Annotated in this window: 16 protein-coding genes and 1 pseudogene; 9 read left to right on the top strand and 8 right to left on the bottom strand. The window is 72.1% G+C overall.

Annotated features, from left to right (window positions below):
* Positions 1-60 precede the first annotated feature (60 nt).
* The 4 genes from ACH4SP_RS09530 to ACH4SP_RS09545 all read right to left on the bottom strand — a co-directional run bounded on the left by ACH4SP_RS09530 (position 61) and on the right by ACH4SP_RS09545 (position 3,060).
* A complete protein-coding gene (locus tag ACH4SP_RS09530) occupies positions 61-1,110 on the bottom strand; it encodes a PhlD (protein ID WP_398412279.1) in 1,050 nt (349 codons plus the stop codon).
* 143 nt (positions 1,111-1,253) lie between these two features.
* Positions 1,254-2,078, bottom strand: a complete 825-nt coding sequence (locus ACH4SP_RS09535; RefSeq protein WP_398412281.1) for an XRE family transcriptional regulator — start codon at positions 2,076-2,078, stop codon at positions 1,254-1,256.
* Between the two features lie 353 nt (positions 2,079-2,431).
* Positions 2,432-2,809 carry a toxin Doc gene (locus tag ACH4SP_RS09540; protein ID WP_398412283.1) on the bottom strand — a complete coding sequence of 126 codons (378 nt, stop codon included), beginning with the start codon at positions 2,807-2,809 and terminating at the stop codon, positions 2,432-2,434.
* Between the two features lie 2 nt (positions 2,810-2,811).
* Positions 2,812-3,060: an antitoxin MazE7 gene (locus ACH4SP_RS09545; protein WP_398412285.1), complete on the bottom strand. Its 249-nt coding sequence runs from the start codon at positions 3,058-3,060 to the stop codon at positions 2,812-2,814.
* Positions 3,061-3,208: 148 nt separating this feature from the next.
* Between ACH4SP_RS09545 and ACH4SP_RS09550 the strand changes: the two genes are divergently transcribed.
* Positions 3,209-3,730, top strand: coding sequence for an ATP-binding protein (locus tag ACH4SP_RS09550; protein WP_398412287.1), 522 nt, complete (start codon positions 3,209-3,211; stop codon positions 3,728-3,730).
* On the opposite strand, the gene ACH4SP_RS09555 is transcribed toward ACH4SP_RS09550, so the two are convergent.
* Together ACH4SP_RS09555 and ACH4SP_RS09560 are read right to left on the bottom strand one after the other, a co-directional pair.
* Entirely contained in the window at positions 3,720-4,565 is an 846-nt protein-coding gene (locus ACH4SP_RS09555; protein WP_398413502.1) for an SGNH/GDSL hydrolase family protein, read from the bottom strand. The two genes, ACH4SP_RS09550 and ACH4SP_RS09555, sit on opposite strands and share 11 nt — an antisense overlap.
* A 328-nt stretch (positions 4,566-4,893) precedes the next feature.
* Entirely contained in the window at positions 4,894-5,463 is a 570-nt protein-coding gene (locus tag ACH4SP_RS09560) for a PadR family transcriptional regulator (RefSeq protein WP_398412289.1), read from the bottom strand.
* A gap of 107 nt (positions 5,464-5,570) precedes the next feature.
* Between ACH4SP_RS09560 and ACH4SP_RS09565 the strand changes: the two genes are divergently transcribed.
* Both ACH4SP_RS09565 and ACH4SP_RS09570 read left to right on the top strand, forming a co-directional pair.
* Entirely contained in the window at positions 5,571-6,020 is a 450-nt protein-coding gene (locus tag ACH4SP_RS09565) for a nuclear transport factor 2 family protein (RefSeq protein WP_398412292.1), read from the top strand.
* 168 nt (positions 6,021-6,188) lie between these two features.
* A pseudogene (locus tag ACH4SP_RS09570) lies at positions 6,189-6,739 on the top strand (chloramphenicol phosphotransferase CPT family protein).
* Here the strand turns inward: ACH4SP_RS09570 and ACH4SP_RS09575 are convergent.
* On the bottom strand, positions 6,726-7,328 hold the full coding sequence (locus tag ACH4SP_RS09575; protein ID WP_398412296.1) for a TetR/AcrR family transcriptional regulator: 603 nt from the start codon (positions 7,326-7,328) through the stop codon (positions 6,726-6,728). The pseudogene ACH4SP_RS09570 and the gene ACH4SP_RS09575 sit on opposite strands and share 14 nt — an antisense overlap.
* A gap of 141 nt (positions 7,329-7,469) precedes the next feature.
* Between ACH4SP_RS09575 and ACH4SP_RS09580 the strand changes: the two genes are divergently transcribed.
* Positions 7,470-8,936, top strand: a complete 1,467-nt coding sequence (locus tag ACH4SP_RS09580; RefSeq protein ID WP_398412298.1) for an APC family permease — start codon at positions 7,470-7,472, stop codon at positions 8,934-8,936.
* 70 nt (positions 8,937-9,006) lie between these two features.
* The gene (locus ACH4SP_RS09585; RefSeq protein WP_398412299.1) at positions 9,007-10,587 is read left to right on the top strand and encodes an amidohydrolase; all 1,581 of its coding nucleotides are present in this window, start codon (positions 9,007-9,009) and stop codon (positions 10,585-10,587) included.
* Between the two features lie 97 nt (positions 10,588-10,684).
* On the opposite strand, the gene ACH4SP_RS09590 is transcribed toward ACH4SP_RS09585, so the two are convergent.
* Positions 10,685-12,508: a choice-of-anchor A family protein gene (locus ACH4SP_RS09590; protein ID WP_398412302.1), complete on the bottom strand. Its 1,824-nt coding sequence runs from the start codon at positions 12,506-12,508 to the stop codon at positions 10,685-10,687.
* Positions 12,509-12,735: 227 nt separating this feature from the next.
* On the opposite strand from ACH4SP_RS09590, the gene ACH4SP_RS09595 reads away from it, so the two are divergent.
* The 4 genes from ACH4SP_RS09595 (at position 12,736) to dpgA (ending at position 18,883) form a co-directional block, all read left to right on the top strand.
* Positions 12,736-14,496 (top strand): hypothetical protein, encoded by a 1,761-nt coding sequence (locus ACH4SP_RS09595; RefSeq protein WP_398412305.1) that lies wholly within the window; start codon positions 12,736-12,738, stop codon positions 14,494-14,496.
* A gap of 8 nt (positions 14,497-14,504) precedes the next feature.
* Positions 14,505-15,515, top strand: coding sequence for a GNAT family N-acetyltransferase (locus ACH4SP_RS09600; protein ID WP_398412308.1), 1,011 nt, complete (start codon positions 14,505-14,507; stop codon positions 15,513-15,515).
* Between the two features lie 128 nt (positions 15,516-15,643).
* A complete protein-coding gene (locus tag ACH4SP_RS09605) occupies positions 15,644-17,086 on the top strand; it encodes an acyl-CoA synthetase (protein ID WP_398412309.1) in 1,443 nt (480 codons plus the stop codon).
* Positions 17,087-17,815: 729 nt separating this feature from the next.
* Positions 17,816-18,883, top strand: coding sequence for a 3,5-dihydroxyphenylacetyl-CoA synthase DpgA (gene dpgA, locus ACH4SP_RS09610; protein ID WP_398412312.1), 1,068 nt, complete (start codon positions 17,816-17,818; stop codon positions 18,881-18,883).
* Positions 18,884-18,890 lie beyond the last annotated feature (7 nt).

Raw genomic sequence — 18,890 nt, forward strand, 5'->3', positions numbered from 1 at the left:
CTGACTCCGGCCGTCCCGTTGCTGGCCAGGGGTGAACCGGGGCGGTCCGCCGGACGGGCCCTAACCGTGCCAGGTGCCCCGGACCGCCGCGGCGCTGAAGCCGGGGCCGAAGGCCGCCAGTACTCCGGTGGCGCCGGCCGATGGGGGCTCGGCGTGGGTGCGGCGCAGTACGTCCAGGACCGCGATCCCGCCCAGGTTGCCGTTCTCGGCCAGGGACGTGTGGGAGTGGCGGGTGTCCTGAGGGTCCAGGCCGAGGCCGTCGGCGACGTCGGTGATGATGCGCGGACTGCCGGGGTGGACGACGGCCCAGGCGGGTACGTCCTGGGGGCCGAGCCACTCCAGGAGGTGGGGGAGCACGTCTCCTGCGGCGCGCACCGCGGCCTTCGTGGAGTCGAAGTGCAGGCCGGTTCCGTCGAGGCGGCCGAAGTAGCGGTCGGTGCTCTCGGGGAGGGTGTACTCCCAGCTGTCCTCGATGTGCAGGCCGGCCCCCAGGGGGCTGCTGGTGACGAGGACGGCGCCTGCGCTGTCGCCGAACAGGGCCCGGTAGATGACCGCTTCGATGCTGACGTCGTGGGGATTGCTGCAGACGCTGGATATCGCCTCGGTGACGACGACCAGGACGGTGCTGCCCGGGCGGGCGGCCACCATGTCGGCGGCCCTGATCAGGGCCTGTGCACCGCCGGCGCAGGCCAGGGTGGTCATGGCGAGGTGGCGGGCGTCGGGGCGCAGACCGAGGGCGTTGGTGAGGCGGACGTCCATGTTGGGGATGGACCAACTCGTGGTGTGGCTGGTGATGACAGCGTCCACGTCCGTGGGTGTCAGGCCGTAGGAGTCCAGGACCCGGCGGGCGGCCTGCTCCGCCATGGCGAGCGCATCGCCGAACGCGGTGGTCGTCCGCTCCTGGACACAGGCTCCGCGGCTGAGGCTGGAGTGGTCCAGGGGGCGGGTCAGATAGCGGGTGGTGACCCCGCAGTTCGCCACCACTCTCAGGAACGCCCCGAGTCGGGGGTGATCGGCGTACCGGTGGCGGATGTCCTCCAGGAGCTGCTCGGTGGTGACCCGATGGTCGGCCATCACCACGGCGGGACGGCTGACGAAGGCGCCGGTCATGGCTTCTCCCACTGGTGAAGGGGCGCGTGTGCGCTGGGGTTGCCACAACCTACGCGACGGTCACTCGGTTTTCCCTCGGGGGTGGAGCAGCTCCCGGAGGCCGCGACGGGCCCCGGGAGGGGAAAAGGACCGGACGGTGCGGATCAGACGGCGCGGAGCGCCGGGAGGCGGCCGGCCTGCTCCGCGCCTGGCCGGTAGACCAGCACGATGATGCGGGCCCCGGGTGCGGACATCGGCTGGGCGGCGCACATCGTGACCCAGCCGCGCCCCAACTCGGGGTGTTGCAGCGGGCGTTCGTCACCGTCGGGATGGATGTAGGCGACGCACTGTTCGTACAGCGGGCCGGTGTCCGGGTCGACGAGGACGTCGGCCTCAATGGCCCGCAGGACCTCGTCCTGGGGGCGGGCGGCGAGCGCGGTGCGGAGCTGGGGGAGCACGAAGGGTGCCCAGGCGGTGTCCCAGTCGGCGAGTACGTCACGGGCGCTGTGGTCCAGCAGCATCCAGCGCAGCGTGTTCGTGGGCGCCTCTCCGTGCGGGAACAGGTTGGCGAACGGAGCGTTGTGGGCGAGGAGTTCCCACGAGCAGTCCGTGACGTACGCCATGTGGGACATCCCGTCGACGGCGTCCTGCCACGCACCGGGGACCTCCTTCCCGGAACGGGGGTAGAGCGGCCCCGGCGGATCGGAGGCGCGCGCGTAACGGCACAGCGACACCCACTCCTGCTCGTCGAGGCGGAAGAGCTTGGCGACGTCGGCGAGGAGGTCGTGCGGGGGATTGGTGTACGTGCCGGTCTCCAGGCGGTGGTAGACGCCGGAAGCCCGGTTCAGTATCCGGTCGACCTGGGACTGCGACAGGCCGCGGGCGCGCCTGCCCTGCCGGTTGGGTGTTCGGACGAATCCGTGGGATTCGGGGTCGATGCGTTCCCGGCGGCCCTTGAGCAGCGCCTGGAGGGCCATCTTGTGGGTCATGCGGTTTTCTCCCCGCGCGTGAGCATGTGAACTCCCGTCAGTCTACAAATTCATACGGAAATTATGCCGAGAAACTGTACGAAGAAATACCGACAGGGGTACGGCATCATCGTTCCTGGCGGTCCGCTCCGGCCAGCGCGTACACGGTGTGGAAGCGTTCCGCCTCGGGTTGGGATATCCCGGAATCTGCACTCCAAATGGGGCGTATCGATTCCGGAGCGGGAATACCTGACCACCGGTTCATCCGGTGGGGAGGGGTAGGAGCGATCCGTCGTTTTCCGCCATCGTTGGCGGAAATTGCAGCACGGCGAATATTCGCGGCAGCCCTTCCCCGCCGGAACCGAAAAGGGTTCCTACGCCGACCCGAGCGAGCGCAGCCGGTCGGCGACGTCGAAGACGCTCACCCGCAGCGCCTGGATGTCCCGGACGAGGTCGCGCCACGGCTCGTACGCCGTGCTCAGCTCCTCGCCGGAGGCGCGGAGGTAGGCGACGGCGACCCCGTACCCGAAGTACTCGTTGCGGGCCGGCAGTGGTCTCAGCAGCACGATCTGCTCCAGCAGTGCGGCGGCCCGCCAGTACGCGTCCGGTGAACCCACCGCCAGCTGCGGGGTGTTGACGCGGTGCCGGGCGACCGCGGCGACGAGGGCCGAGTAGTCGAGGACGGCCAGTTCCTTGCCGAGGAGTTCTTCCTGCCGGTCGAGGAGCCAGCGGACGTCGATGTGCAGTTCCAAGGTCAGGCCGCCCGGTGCGGGCGGTGCACGGCTGCCGGGAGGCCGCCGAAGTCACGGTCGAAGGCCTCGGCGATGCCGGGCCGGGAGACGGCCTCGCGGAACGCGGCGGTGGCGCGGCCCAGTGCGAGCTGGTTCTCCTCCTGCACGGCGAGCTCGGCGAGATAGGCGCGCACGCTCTGTCCGCGCGCAGCGGCGATCGTGGCGAACCGGTCACGCGTCTCGGTGTCGATCTTCACGGTGGTGTCGGCCATGCCCCGAGTATGCACCCGCGACTACCCGTACGAATACAGGAGGCGGCGGACGAGGCTGATTCCGGTCGTCCCTCCGGTGGGCCGGCCGTCGCCGGGAGCTGTCCGCCGCCGAGGACTCTCCGGCGGGCAGGTCCTAGGATCGGGCCCCATGATTGTATGGCTCAACGGCACCCATGGTGCAGGCAAGACGACGACCAGTGCGCTCGTGCAGCAACTCCTTCCGGATTCACGGGTGTTCGACGCCGAGAAGGTCGGCGAGACGCTCATGGACATCAAGCCCGGACTGCCCTGGACGGGCAACTTCCAGCACTGGCCGCCCTGGCGCCCGCTCGTCGTCGAGACCGCCCGCCGCGTGCTCGACTACACCGGCGGCACCCTGGTGATGCCGATGACGGTCCTGGTCGAGGAGTACTGGCGCGAGATCAGTGCGGGTCTCGCCCAGCACTCCGTCCCCGTACGGCACTTCGTCCTCCACGCCGACCGGGAGACCCTCGTCGGGCGCATCGAGAAGGACGACGCCATGGGTATCTCGTCGTTCCGCCTCGACCACCTCGATCCCTACGCCGAGGCGGCCCGCACCTGGCTGCACGACGAGGCCGAGGTCGTCGACACCACGCATCTCACTCCCGCCGAGGCGGCCTTGCGGATCGCGGAAGCGGTCAAAGGCTGAGATCCGTTACGGAAGTTCCCGTCGGCCGGTGTCCGCCGGTGTCCGCCGGGGCGTCGGGCTCGGCGCTCAGGGGCAGCAGCCCGGGACGTTTGGCGGTGCGGCCGTCGCCCGAGGACCGGCCGCGCAGCCGACGGCCGAGCCAGGGGCCCAGGAAGGCGGCCGCCCAGCGCAGTTCGGCTGCCGCGGCCCGCAGGCCCGCGGGGGTTTGCCGCGGGGGCAGCGGCAGCGTCCAGGAGTCGTCGCTGCCGGGCAGGTGGATGGCGTGGGCGACGGCCGCGGCGATCCGCTCGTGGCCGAGGGGACCGGCGTGGAGCCGGTCCGCGCTCCACAGCCGCGGGTCGGCGGTGACCGCCTGGCGGCCGGTTTCAGCGACCGTGACCCCGTGCCGGGCGGCCGCCGCCCGGACATGGGCATTGAGGTCGAACACGCGGGACCTGACGGGCCGGGCGAGGGGCACGAGCTGTCCCACGTCGGGAAAGGTCACGGTCACCACATGGGCCCCGGCGGCCGTGAGCGCGGCGAACATCTCCTCCAACTGCCCGGCCACCGCCGCGGCGTCGAACCGGGGCCGGAGGAGGTCGTTGACCCCGGCGACCACGGTGACAAGGTCGGGGCGCAGCGCCAGGGCGGGCCCCAGTTGTTCGGCGCGCACCTGGCCGGCGACCTTGCCCCGGACGGCCAGATTGGCGTACCGCAGCCCGGGGTTGACGGCCGTGAGCCGCTCGGCGAGCCGATCGGCGAAGCCCCGCAGGCCGACGGTGTCGTCCCCGTCACCGAGCCCCTCGGTCTGGCTGTCGCCCAGCGCGACGTAGCGCAGGTACACGCCCGCGCGCAGGTCGTCACTGTCGTGCGGGCGGTCGGTGTCACGCGGGTCGTCACTGTCGTGCGGGCGGTCGGTGTCACGCGGGTCGTCACTGTCGTGCGGGCGGTCGGTGTCGCGCTGGTCGTCCTTGTCGTGCGGGCGGTCGGTGTCGCGCTGGTCGTCCGCGTGGTGCGGGCGGTCGGTGTCACGCGGGTCGTCCTTGTCGTGCGGGCGGTCGGTGTCGCGCTGGTCGTCCGCGTGGTGCGGGCGGTCGGTGTCGTGCAGGTCGTCCTTGTCGTGCGGGCGGTCGGTGTCGCGCTGGTCGTCCCCGTCGTGCGGGCCGTCGCCGTCGCGCAGGTGCTCACCGCTCGGCACGGGTCGACTGCCTCTCCCTGAGTACGGCTGCGATCCGCAGGCACCAGTCCCGGTGCTCCTGCTCGAAGGAGAGACCGCGCAGGCAGGTCAGATACGGCCCGATCCGCTCGCCCCGGCGCAGGAATTCGTCCTCGTCGGCGTCGCCGCGCAACTGCCGCAGCAGCGTGCCGAGGAGTTCGATCTTGCCCTCCGCCGCGGACGCCCGCTCCTGGAGCTGCTCGATCACCGGGGCGGTGCCGATGCGGTCGGCGACCTGGACCTTGACGAGCAGATCGTCGCGGATGAACGAGGGCTTCGCCACGGCCGCGGCGAACCTCTCCAGCTCGGCCCGGCCCGCGTCGGTGACCCGGAACAGCCGCTTGTTGGGCCGCGTCTCCTGAATCACCTGCCGGCCCGCGACCAGCCCTTCCTTCTCCAGCTTGGTCAGCTCGGCGTACAGCTGCTGGGGCAGGGCGTGCCAGAAGTTCGCGACGCCCACGTCGAACGCCTTCGCCAGCTGGTACCCGCTGTACTCGCCGTCCAGCAGCGCCGCCAGCACGGCATGTCGCAAGGCCATCGGAGCAGCCCCTTCCTTTTCGTCGTCCGACACGGCACCATACTCAAGAATCTGACTAGTCGCATTCTTGAGTAATGAGTGAGTGCGAGTGAGTACGAGGAGGAGTCATGGAGGCTGCCGAGCGTTTCCGCGCCGCAGTGGAGAAGGGTGAACTCGCCGCGCTGGACGACCTGTTCACCGAGGACGTCCGTCTCTACAGCCCGGTGAAGTTCACCCCCTTCGAGGGCAGGCCCATGGTCCTGGGGCTGTTCGGCGTGCTGCTGCGCACCTTCGAGGACTTCCGCTACGTCGGGCACTTCGAGGGCGCTTCCGAGACCAGCACGGACGGCGAGGAGGCCCCGTCGGAGGTGCTGCTCTTCCGGGCCACCGTGGACGGCAAGGAGATCCACGGCATCGACCTGCTCCACTTCGACGAGGCGGGCCTGATCAAGGAGTTCACCGTGATGGTCCGCCCCCAGTCCGCCGTGCAGGCCCTGGGCCGGGCGGTGCTCGCCGGCCTGACGGCCGCCGGTCTCGTCCCCGGCCCCGAGGGCGCCGACGGCGAGCGGCGCCCGTAGGCTGGTGCCGCGGTGGATCAATCGGCAGGGGAGGGGCGTGAGTTGACCGGTCCAGCGGAACGTGAGTTGACCGGTCCAGCGGAACGTGGGTCGACCGGCACAGAGGAACGTGAGTCGACCGGTCCGGCGGAAGCCGAAGCGGAATCCGGCGGGGCGGCGGCCGGCGGGCTGGTCATCTTCTTGAACGGCACGTCCAGTTCGGGCAAGTCGAGCATCGCCAGGGAACTCACCGCGGCCCTCGACGAGCCGTCGTTCCACATGCCCGTGGACGCGTTCCACGCCATGCGGTCGGGGCCCGAGCTGACACCGGATCAGCTGCGGGTCGTGCTCAAGCGCACCTGGCTCGGGTTCACCGTGCGGTCGCAGGCATGGCCGCGGCAGGCAACACCGTCGTCGTGGACCACGTCCTGAGCGAGCCGTGGCGTCTTCGCGACTGTCTGGCCCTGTTCTCCCCCGGGGACGTCGTCCTCGTCGGAGTGCGCTGTCCGCTGCCGGAACTGGAACGCCGGGAGCGGGCGCGTGGCGACCGGCCGGCCGGGCTGGCCGCCCACCAGTTCGACCGCGTCCACGCCCACGGCGTCTACGACATCGAGTGCGACACCGGCAGCGCGAGCCCGGCCGAGTGCGCCCGGGAGATCAAGGACTTCCTGCGCCGACGGCCGACCCCCACCGCGTTCGAACGGATGGGTGCGGTGGCCCCGGCCGTCACCCCCGCATGACCCGGCACCGTTCGATGAACGCCTCCAGCGCCAGCTCGAACGCGAGGTCCGCCCGGCGGCCGTCCAGCGCTTCCAGCGCGCGGGCGAGCTGCGGGGTGGCGCCGCGGTCGGCGAGTTCCCACATCAGGTCGGGTGCGGCCAGGTCGAGTGCCGAGCCGAGCACCAGGTTCTCCAGGGCCGTGATCAGCACGAGTACGTCGGGGAGCGGGAAACCCTCGGCCAGGAGGCGGCGTACCGCGCGTTCGTAGTGGGCCAGCACTCTCGGGGCGCGGATGGGCGTCGTCATCACGAGCGGGATGACCCGGGGGTGGGTGGCCCAGGCGGCCAGGTAGGAGCGGGCCCAGACCATCAGGGCCTCGTCCCACGCGGGCAGGTCGAGGGCGGCGTCGTCGATGGCGTAGGAGACGTGCTCGCGCATCAGCTCGATGACCCCGGCCCGGCCTTCCACGTGGTGGTACACGGAGGCCGTCTGCACTCCGAGGCTGCGGGCGATCTGCGGAACGCTGAAGTCCCCCTGCGCCGCGACGAGTTCGAGAGCAGCCAGGGTGATGCGCTCGCGGTCGAGCAGCGGTGTGCGTGGTCGTCCCATGGCCCTGTGCGTCCCGTCGTTCCTGTTTCCGTCGTTCCTGTTTTCCCGGCGTCGGAAGGTCTTCCCGACTGCCCTGGCAGGAGGCTACATTGCCGAAACCATCAGCCTTTAGGTTTTCTGCCGCGGAAGGGCTCCTCCCGTATGCCCGAATCCCCTGCCGGTCCCGCCACGCCGCCCGCCGACGCGGACCCCCCGCACGCCCCCACCCTGCGCGGCAGCCTTGGCACCGTGGACATCGCCTTCTTCGTCGTCTCCGCGGCCGCCCCGCTCACCGTGATGGCCGGAGTCGCCCCCCTCGTGATCCTGCTGGGCGGTGTCGGCGCGCCCGTCGGATACCTCCTGGCCGGGCTGACGCTGGCGCTGTTCGCCGTCGGCTTCACCACGATGACCCGTCATGTCCGCGGCAGCGGCGCCTTCTACTCGTACATCACCCGCGGCCTCGGCCGCCCCGTCGGCCTCGGCGCCGCGCTCCTCGCGCTCGTCGGCTACAACGGGATGGCGATCGGCGTCTACGGGCTGCTCGGCTCGGCCACCTCCGACACCGCGCGGGCCCTGTGGGGGATCCAGCTGCCGTGGCTGCCGATCTCCCTGGTCGGCATGGTGGTGGTCTGGTACGGCGGCTTCCGCTCCATCGACTTCGGGGCCAAGCTCCTGGGCGTGCTGCTCGCCGCCGAGACCGGCATCCTCGTCCTGCTCGCAGGTGCGGTCCTGCTCAAGGGCGGCGCGCACGGCTTCTCGTTCGACGGCTTCACGCCGCAGCACGTCTTCGTCCCCGGCCTCGCGGTGGTGCTCGCCTTCGCGTTCGGGGCCTTCACCGGCTTCGAGTCCACCACGATCTACCGGCGCGAGGCCCGTGACCCGGGCCGCACCGTCCCCCGCGCCACCTACCTCGCGGTCGGATTCCTGGGCGTCTTCTACGCCTTCACCGTCTGGATCGTCATCCAGGCGTTCGGCCAGGACGGTGTCGTGCGCGCCGTGGCCGCCGACCCCGGAACGCTGTTCTTCACGGCCATCACGCGGTACGTCGGCGGATGGGCCGCGACCCTGATGCACCTCTTGATCATCACCAGCATCCTGGCGTCGCTGCTCGCCTTCCACAACGCGATCAACCGGTACGTACTCGCCCTGGCGGAAGAGGGCGTACTGCCCGCCGGGCTCGGCCGGGTGCACCCGCGCCACCGCTCCCCGTACCACGCGGGCTTCCTGCAGACCGGGCTCGGCGCGGTGGTGGTGCTCGCCTTCGCGGCCGCGGGCGCCGACCCGTACACCGAGCTCCTGCTGTGGGTGAACACCCCCGGCGCGCTGGCCCTGCTGGCGCTGCAGCTCCTCGCCGCGATCGCCGTCCCCTGCTGCTTCCGGCGGATCCCGCACCGGGAGGGACGGCTGCGCACGGTGGTCGCGCCGGTCGTCGCCGCCGTGCTGCTGACCGGGGCGATGTACCTCTCGGTCTCGAAGATCGAGCTGATGACCAGGGCCCCGACAGCCGTCAACGTGGTCCTCGTCTCGCTGGTGCCCGCGGTCTTCCTGGTCGGCGTCGCCCTCGCCCTCCGGCTCCGGCGGACCCGGCCCGAGGTGTACGCGTCCTTCGCCGCGGACACGGACGAGTAGGGCGGCGCCCTGCCCGCCGACACCGCATCCCACCCCCAACTCCCCTACCGCACAACGCTGGAGACCCGCCATGACCTCTGCCCCCAGCACCGTCCTGACCGGAGCCAAGGTCCGTACCCTCGATCCCGCCCGGCCGTTCGCGACCGCGGTGGCCGTGCGGGACGGGCTGGTCCTCGCCGTCGGCGACGCGCACGACGTACCGCACTGGCGCGGGCCCGGCACCGAGGTCGTCGACCTGGCAGGTGCCACCCTCACCCCCGGGCTCGTCGACGCGCACAGCCACCCGGTCTGGGGGCTGGAACTCACCGCGGGACTCGACCTCACCGGAGTCCGGGACCTCGACGGGCTCCGGGCCGCACTCGCGGGCGCGGAGCGCGTCGACGGCTGGGTCATCGGCTGGGGGCTCGACCACAACGCCTTCGGCGGCCGCCCCGTCGACCGGGCCCTCATCGAGGAGACCCTGTCCGGCGCACCCGCCCTGCTGCGCCTGTACGACGGACACTCCGCCCTCGCCACCGGCGCCGCACTGGCGGCCGCCGGAATCACCGGGCCGCGTACGTTCGCCCAGCACGCCGAGGTCGTCTGCGACGCGTCCGGACGGCCCACCGGACACCTCGTCGAGCACGCCGCGTGCGGCCTGGTCACCGCCGTGATGCCCAGGACCTCGTACGACCACCGCCGTGCCCGCCTCACCGAACTGCTCGGCGGGATGGCGGCGACCGGCCTCACCGGCGCCCACGTCATGGACCTCGGCGACGGCGACGTCCCCGACCTCCTCGCCGCGGTCGAGCAGGAGGACGACCTGCCGGTCCGGCTGCGTCTTGCCCCCTGGTGCATGCCCGGCGCCGACCGTGCCGCGCTCGACGAGCTGATCCGGCTGCAGGGCCGGGCGGGACGACGGTGGCAGGTCGCGGGCGCGAAGTTCTTCATGGACGGCACGGTCGAGGGCGGCACCGCCTGGCTGGAGCACGCGGACTGCCACGGCCAGGGCACCGAGGCCTTCTGGCCGGACCCGGCCGCCTACAGCGAGGCGGTGCGCACCCTGCACGAGGCGGGGGTACGCACCGCCACCCACGCCATCGGGGACGCGGCCGTCCGGCACGTCCTGGACACGGTCGAGGCGCTGGGGGAGAGCGGGCGGCTGCGCCACCGCGTCGAACACATCGAGACCGTGCCGGACGACACGATCCCGCGTTTCGCCCGGCTCGGCGTCATCGCGTCGATGCAGCCCCCGCACACCGCGTACACCAGGGCCGACCACAGCGACGAATGGTCGCGCCGCCTCGGCGGCGAACGGGCCGGACGGGCCTGGCGCTGCCGGGACCTGCGGGACGCGGGGGCCTTCGTCGCGCTCGGCTCGGACTGGCCGATCGCCGACTACGACGTCCGCCGGGTCCTGGCGACCGGCCGTGACCCGCTCGGCGCGGCCGCCGCCGGCCGGCCCCTCACCGGCCTCATGGCACTCGAAGGCTGCACCACGCACGCGGCCGTCGCGGCGGGGGAGGCGGAGGTGTCGGGCCGCATCGCACCGGGCCTGCGCGCCGACCTGACGGCGTTCGGCCTCGACCCGGTCGAGGCCCCCGCCGACGAGGTGGCCCAGGCGCCGGTGCGCCTGACCATGACGGGCGGTCAGATCGTGCACAGGGCCTGAGCAGGCGGCGCCCCATAGGGGCGCGGGGAACTGCGCGACCAGCCACGACGGCGCCGCAGATGAGCAACGGCGCCTCGCGGCACATCCAGCGGAGCGCTCAGCGCTTCGGCTTGGGCCTCGTCTCCGCCTCGTTGGTCATCCGTACGACGACGCCGGTGGCCGCGTTCGAGCCGGTCACGGCGTGCGGTCCGGAGACCGGGTTGCGCGGCAGCCGGTAGCCGTCGGGGGCGACGGTCTCGCGCACGTAGTACGCGCCGAGCGGCAGCCTGTCGAAGTCGCAGCGGCCCCGGCCGTCGGTGGCGCAGCCCGTGCCGATCTGCTGGTCGCGGTCCGGGCCCGAGGTCTGGAGGCCGGGCCTGCGGCCGCTCTCCCGCCACAGTTCCACGACGGCACGGGCCAGACCGCGTCCGGTGCGGGCATCGACCTTGCGCACCTGGAGCCGCCCGCGGACCTCGGGGACCACCGTCTTCTTGTTGCGTACGACGGTGGTGATGCCGGGCCGGGGGAGCGGGTCGGTGACGTCGAACGGCCCGTAGACGTTGGGGTCCGGCAGGTCGTAGCCCGCCGGGGCCTTGGTCTCCTGCCAGTAGTAGGAGTAGCCGACCCTTCCTGTTCCGCGGCACCCGCCCTGTGCGTCGGTGGTGCACGGCTTGCCGCGGCGCCGGTCGGGGCGCATGCCGGAGGTCTGGAGGCCGGGGACACCGTTGGCCTCGCGCCAGAGCTGGAAGACGGCGCCCGCCAGCGGTGCGCCGGTCGCCTCGTCCTGCTTGATGATCTTGAGATCGCCCTTGAGCGGCGCGGGCTTGCCGCAGGTGGGCAGGTCGCCGTTGAAGGGGTACGCGTGGAACTCCTGCCCTCCGCCGCCGGAAGCCGAGCTCTGGTGGGTGAGCGAACCGGTGGTGAAGAAGCGCCCGTTGACGCCCGGCAGCGATACGGACGTCTCCGAGGTCTGGTTGCCGATGAGCACGCTGCCCTGGAACTGGCCGGTGCCCTTGAGATCCACGGCCGTGGCGTCGGGGAAGTTCCACAGCAGCCGGTCGCGGATCCCGTTCAGCGCGTCGGTGGTGTCGTCGATGCCGCCGCTGTACGTGTTGATGGTGCGGTTCGTGCCGAGGACGTTGACCAGGATGGTCGCCCCGGCCGGGATGTTGTTGAAGACGATGCCCTGCTGGCCGCCGTTGGCCGACGTCAGGTCGAAGTCGGCGTTGAAGACCTGGAGGGCGGAGGTGCCGTCGCCGGTGAAGACGGTCTGGCCGCCCTGGTTGACCGAGGTGCCGGTGGCCGGGCGCATACCGGTGTCCCCGTCGGCGTAGCACTGGCTCGCGTCGGACAGTTCCTTGCGCAGCCCGGCGTACGGAACGGCCGCGGCGGGGTCGAGGGTCTTGGTGCCGACGACCGTGCCGGTGAGCGGACCGGCGTGCCGGACCACGCCGTCCTCCGCGATGAGACGCTGACCGGCGGCGATGGTGACGGCGCCGCCGGTGACGAGGTAGTCCGCGCCGACGGGCGGCGGGACGCGGGAACCGACGCCCGCGACGCCCACGTTGTAGATCTGGCTGCCCTCGGGCGACTTGTTCATGTCGAACGAGCCGAGCACGACGACCCGCCCCTCCGCCTCGGCCGCCTTGCCGCGCACCCGGAAGTCGCCGCCGGCGAAGACGTTGATGCCGTTGTCGTAACCGGCGATGGCGCCGTTGTTGATCGGCGGGTACGGATCCGGGCAGTCGCCCGGCACGCAGGGACCGAGCCCGCCGGGCAGCGGATCCGCCCGCACCGCCTGAGGTGTGGGCGGCTCCGCTGCGGCCGCCGGGCCGGGCGCGCCCAGCGGCAGGAGCACGGCGCCGGCGGCGAGCCAGGTCACCCCCGCCACTCTGAGCCCCGTACTGCCGAATCCGCCAAGGACCGTGTGCACCGTCGTCACCACTCCTCCGTCGTCACTCCAGAACTCCGAAACTTCGCTGCCCGTAATCTGCTGACGTCTCGTCAGTCCGGCGAGCGGGAAGCGTCCGGCCGGGTAGTGAATGCGCCCGAATGGCCCCTTTACGTGGACGGCTCGCGGGCCGGCTCCGCCCGCCGGGCCCGTCAGTGGCCACCCCGAAGTGCCTGATACCATAGCTTTCCGGTGTGATTGGAACTTATCCGGCGCTCTTGGAGCGACCCGACGCCCCTCCGCCGCCGAGCACGTCCCCCGCCCCGCCCGCGCCCGCCGCCTCCCGCCGTCTCCGCCTCCGGTTCGCCGAGGGGGCGGCCGTCGTGCTCGGCACCGTCGGCACGGCCGTACAGGCGGCGCGGCTCGGGCACTGGCTCATCGACGACGCGGCGATCACCTTCGCGTACGCGCGCAGCATCGACGAGGGGTACGGCCCGGTCCAGCAGCACGGCGCCGAACCGGTCGAGGGGTACTCCAACCCCTCCTGGCTGGCCCTCCTCGTCCTCGGCCGCCGCCTCGGCCTCTTCGACAGCGGTACGACCCTGGCGGGCGTCGCCGACCTGGTCTGGTACCCCAAGCTCCTCGCGCTGCTCTGCGTGGCCGGGATCCTGGTCGCCGTGACCGCGACCGCACGCGCCGCCTTCCCGGACCGGCCGCTCGCCGTCCCCGCCGTGACGCTCCTCGCGGGAGCGGCGGCCGCGGGCAACTTCTCCTTCGTGATCTGGCTGTTCTCCGGTCTGGAGAACCCCCTGTACGCGCTGGCCGTGTCCGTGCTCGCCGCCGTACTGGCCAGGGCCGCGGCCAGGGGCACCCTGCTCGCCGGGCGCACCGCGACGGCCGCCGGGCTGCTCGCCCTGCTGGCGGCGCTGACCCGCCCGGACGGGGCGGCCTACGTGCTGGCGTATCCGGTGGTGCTGCTGCTGTTCGCCCGCCGTACGGCATGGGGCCGCACCGCCCGCTCCGCCGCCGCGTCGCTCGCCGCGTTCGCCGTGCCGTACGGCTCCTTCCTGCTCTGGCGGCACGAGACCTTCGGGCGCTGGGTGCCGAACACGGCCGTCGCGAAGTCGCAGGGCGCACCCTCGCTCGCCGAACTCGCGCGCACCGGCGAGCTGTTGACGTACGCGGGCTGGCTGCTGGTACTGGTACTCGTCGGGTGCACCGGCCTGGCCCTCAGCCGTCCCGGCCGGGCCCGCCGGGCGGTGGCGGCCGTCCTCGTCCCCCTCGCGCTCGCACTCGGCGTGTACGGGGCGCTCGCCCCCGACTGGATGACGATGTACCGCTTCGCCACCCCCGTGTGGTCGGTGGGCGCGCTGGCGGCCGGGCTCGCCCTGGTCGCGGCCTGGCCTGCGGTCCCCGCCCGAGGGCGCCCCGTACTGGCCGCCACCACGGTCGTCGCGCTCGCACTCTCCGCCGCCGGACGGCAGGGCGCGGACACCCGCTTCGAAGCCCACCCGACCGTCCCGATGTGCCACGTGGCCGAGCGCTACGGGGAGACCTTCAACACCTACGCGGACCAACTGGGCCTGGACGAGGCCACGTTGGCGCTGCCCGACCTGGGCGGCACCCTCCTCACCACCCGGCTGACGGCCCTGGACATCGCCGGACTCACCGACCGCCGCCTCGCCGACGCCCACGCCGGCCACGACACCGCACGGGTCCGCGACCACGTACTGCGCGAGGCGCGCCCCGAGTTCATCCACGTGCACAGCGCGTGGGGTCGCAGGACCGGCCTCACCCGGGAGGCACTGACCGCCCACGGCTACGTGCCCCTGACGCTCAGGGGCACGCACGGCGACTGGCTCCGCCACGACGCCGTGCGCGACGAGCGCCGCATCGAAGCGGTGCGCGGCTGGGCCCAGGACCACGCGAACCGCCTCGACCGGCGGGAGTTCGAGTCCGGCAGGGCGGGCTGCGGCGACACGCTGCTCCCGGGGCGGACAGCGGCACGCGGGACGACCGACAAGCGGGACGAGCGATGAGGCGGGACATGGACGTGCGAGGACAGGACGCGGCGGATGGCCTGGAGGCCCGGCCACTGAGCAAGGAGGCGGTCTCCGCCTGGCTGGAGCTCCACGAGGCGGTCGAGCGGGTCGACCGGGTCGGTGCGCACGTCGACGCGGAGGAGCTCGCCGCGGTGCTGGACGACCCCAAGCTCGACCCGGCGCGGGACACCCTGGGGTGGTGGGACGGGCCTCGGCTGGTGGCGTACGCGGTGCTGCACACGCCGCACGGCGCCGTGGACGCGGCACGCTTCGAGGGGGACGCCGCGGTGCACCCCGACTGGCGGCGGCGCGGCATCGGAACCCGGCTCGTCGGCTGGCTGGAGGCCGGGGCCGCGGCGCGGCACGCGGCGGACCCGGAGCTGTCCGCCCTGGAGGGCGAGCTGCTGCTGGACGGGAAGGCCGGTGACGAGGGGCTGGCGAAGCTGACCGCGAAGTGCGGCTTCGTACCGACCCGTTGGTGGTTCCTGATGAAGCAGCCGCTGGGCGGAGAGCGGCCGGAGCCCCGCCCGGCCCCCGAGGGCACCCGGCTCGTTCCGTACGGGACGGAGTACGACGAGGCCACCCGGCTCGCGCACAACGACGCCTTCCGCGACCACTGGAACTTCGTCCGGCTCGACAGGTCCGACTGGCGCACCTGGCTCACGGGAGCCGGTTGGGCCAGGCCCGAGATGTCCCGGCTGCTGGTGTCGGGCGACGAGGTGGTGGCGTACCTCCTCGCGGAGGAGAGCGAGGCGGAGACGGCCGCGACGGGCCTCCGGGACTGCCATGTCGGCCACCTCGGGACCCGGCGGGCCTGGCGCGGCCGGGGCGCGGCACCGGCGCTGCTGGCCGAGTTCCTCGGTGCGGCCCGCGACGCCGGGTACGACACGGCGTCACTGACCGTGGACACGGCCAACCCGAGCGGTGCGCTGGGGTTCTACGAGCAGGTCGGGTTCGTGGTGGACCGTGAGACGGTGACGTACGCGCGCCCGTTGGGCGAGGTACGTCTGTCCTGAGGCCGGGCGCGAGCCGGGGCATGAGCGCGGAGCGCAGCCGCAGGGGGCACTGTTCGGTGACCTTCGGATCGTGAGAGGTTGCCCAGGCAGACCTTCCCTGGCTTTCCGTGCTTCCGCAGGAGACAGACATGCCCCAGCTCTTTCCCGCCCTCGAAACAGCGGGCCGCGCACCCGCCCTGCGGTTCGGCGACCGTTCGCTGGACTACGCGGGACTGAGGGCGGCGGCCTCGGCCACCGCGGTCCGCCTCGCAGGTGCCGGGCGGGTCGCCCTCTGGGCCACCCCGACCCTGGAGTCCGCGGTGGGGGCGGTGGCCGCGCTCCTCGCCGGAGTTCCCCTCGTGCCGGTCAACCCCGGCAGCGGCGCCCGCGAACTCGCGCACGTCGTGGCCGACAGCGCCCCCGAACTCGTCCTCGCGGCCCCCGGGGCGGAGCTCCCGGAAGCGCTGGCAGGACTGCCCGTCGTCCACCCGGACCTCGCACCGGAGGGCCCGCTGCCCGACCTCCCCGAAGAACCGGGCGACGAGGCGCCCGCGCTGGTCATCTACACGTCCGGCACCACCGGCCCGCCCAAGGGGGCGATCCTGCCGCGCCGGGCGGTCCGCACCACCCTCGACTCCCTCGCCGACGCGTGGAAGTGGACCGGCGAGGACGTCCTGGTGCACGGGCTGCCGCTGTTCCACGTGCACGGCCTGGTGCTCGGCGTCCTCGGCCCGCTGCGCCGGGGCGGCAGCCTCCGGCACCTCGGACGCTTCTCCCCGGACGGGGTCAGGGAGGAGCTGGCCGACGGGGCCACCGTGCTCTTCGGCGTGCCGACGATGTACCACCGGCTCGCCGAGGCGCTGCCGGGCGACCCGGCACTGGTCAAGGCCCTCGCCGGTGCCAGGCTCCTCGTCTCCGGCTCCGCCGCGCTCTCCCGCCGCGACCACGAGGCCATCACCGGGGCGACAGGACAGCAGGTCGTCGAGCGGTACGGCATGACCGAGACGCTCATGAACACGAGCGTACGGCCGGGCGGCCCGCCCCGGCCCGGCAGTGTGGGAACGCCGTTGGACGGCGTCGAGCTGCGGCTCGTGGACGACGAAGGACGGCCCGTCGACGCCCTTGACGGAGAGACGCTCGGCGAGATCCAGGTGAAGGGCCCGAACCTCTTCACCGAGTACCTCGGCCGGCCGGACGCCACGGAAGCCGCCTTCGACCAGGGCTGGTTCCGCACCGGCGACATGGCGACCCGGGACGCCGACGGATCCGTACGGATCGTGGGCCGCCGCTCCACCGACCTGATCAAGAGCGGCGGTTACAAGATCGGGGCGGGCGAGATCGAGAACGTGCTCCTGGAACACCCCGCCGTCGCCGACGCAGCCGTCACCGGCGAACCCGACCCCGACCTGGGGGAGGCCGTCGTCGCCTGGATCGTGCCGAGGGACGCGGCCGCCCCGCCGAGCGAGCAGGAGCTCGCCGACCACGTCGCCGGCCAACTCGCCCCGTACAAGCGCCCCCGGATCGTGCGGCTGCGGGAGGCACTGCCCCGCAACGACATGGGGAAGATCATGAAGAAGGCGCTGCGGGACTGACGGGAACACGTACCGACAGCGAGGACACGGAGGACCCCGTCCGAACCGGCGGATCGGGGCGGGAACTGCTCAGGTCACTGCTTGCCAGGGCGGTCGATGTCGGTGAACTGGAAGGGCTTCTGGACACGGTGCCCGCGTACACCAAGCGTCTGCTTGGTGTACGCGGAGAAACTGACGCAGCTCTGCGGGCAAGGGGGCGTCCGGCGTGGGTTTCCGCTATTCGTCGGCACCTGACTGCGAACCCGACGTCCGGCGGGGGCAGTTGACACGTTGAACGGGCGGATCCCGGCGTCCGGGTCGACCAGGAGATGCCCGGGAATTCCCACCTCTCCTTCGCGAGGAAGACAGCGCAGTGGGTGCGTACGGCCTGTTCCACCGGACCGGAACGCACCCCCCGTGCTCAAGGCGCTCGACGAGCACCGACGGGTGGTCCACCTCGCGGCGGAACGCCCCGCAGGGCCGACTTCTTCGTACTCGACCGGCTGCCGGCGCTCATCACTGACCGGAACTCCGGCCGCCGGGGCTCCCCTTGACATTCCACGGACCCGGATTGAAAGATGATCGACGGGGCGTTGAGGGGGTCGGCGAATTTCTTCCTGTTCTTCCGTGATTCGACGGGACGTTGGCCCGCAGGGAATCACCCCAACTTATCTTCGCTTTACCTCCAACATTGTTAGGGCGGCCGCGCCGCATGTGCGCTGTACTTCCGGACCAGTTCCTGGAGAGTCAATGACCGGAATACGACCGAGGATCTTCTCGGTGGGCACCGCGGTGCCTTCCACCTCCTACACACAACAGGAAGTCCTCGATTTCTTCGGCGTCGACGACCCGAGCATCACAGGGGTCTTCCTCAACAGCGCGATAGAGCGCCGCCACTTGACGCTCCCGTCCGCCGCGGCGGACGGCTCCCGGCGGACGGAGACCCAGGGCGAGCTGCTGCGCAAGCACCGCGCGAACGGCATCGAAATGGGTTCCCGCGCGGTGGAGGAGTGCCTCAAGCGCGCGGGCGCCCACCTGTCGGACGTCCGGTACCTGTGCTGCGTCACCTCGACGGGACTGCTCACGCCCGGCTTCAGCGCCCGGCTCGTCAAGGAGCTGGGGCTCGCCACGTCCTGCTCCAGGCTCGACGTGGTGGGCATGGGGTGCAACGCCGGCCTGAACGCGTTGTCGGCCGTGTCCGGCTGGGCCCTCGCGCACCCCGGGGAGCTGGCCCTCATGGTCTGCATCGAGGCGTGTTCGGCGGCCTACGTCTTCGACGGCACGATGCGAACCTCGGTCGTGAACAGTCTGTTCGGGGACGGTGCGGCCGCGATCGGGGTACGAGCGGACCCGGCCGAGGCCGAGGCCGTGACGGAGGGGCCCGCGCTGCTGAAGTTCGCCAGCACGATGATGCCCGAGGCCATAGAAGCGATGCGCTACGACTGGGACGACGACCAGGGCAAGTTCAGCTTCGCTCTGGACCGCGACGTCCCCTACGTGGTCGGGGCCAACGCCGAGGAGGTCGTGGGCAGGCTCCTGGCAGGCACCGGAGTGCGGCGCTCGGACATCTCCCACTGGCTGATCCACTCCGGCGGCAAGAAGGTCATCGACTCGGTGCGGGTCAACCTGGGGCTCACCGTGCACGACGTGCGCCACACGACCGGTGTGCTCAGGGACTACGGGAACCTGTCGAGCGGATCGTTCCTCTTCTCCTACGACCGGCTCCTCGAAGAGGGGCTCGCGAAGTCGGGCGACTACGGGGTCCTCATGACGATGGGCCCCGGTTCCACGATCGAGACAGCTCTAGTGCAGTGGTAAGGGGAAC

Origin of the sequence: Streptomyces sp. NPDC021093, from assembly GCF_044333135.1 — a bacterium.
Taxonomy (GTDB): Bacteria; Actinomycetota; Actinomycetes; order Streptomycetales; family Streptomycetaceae; genus Streptomyces.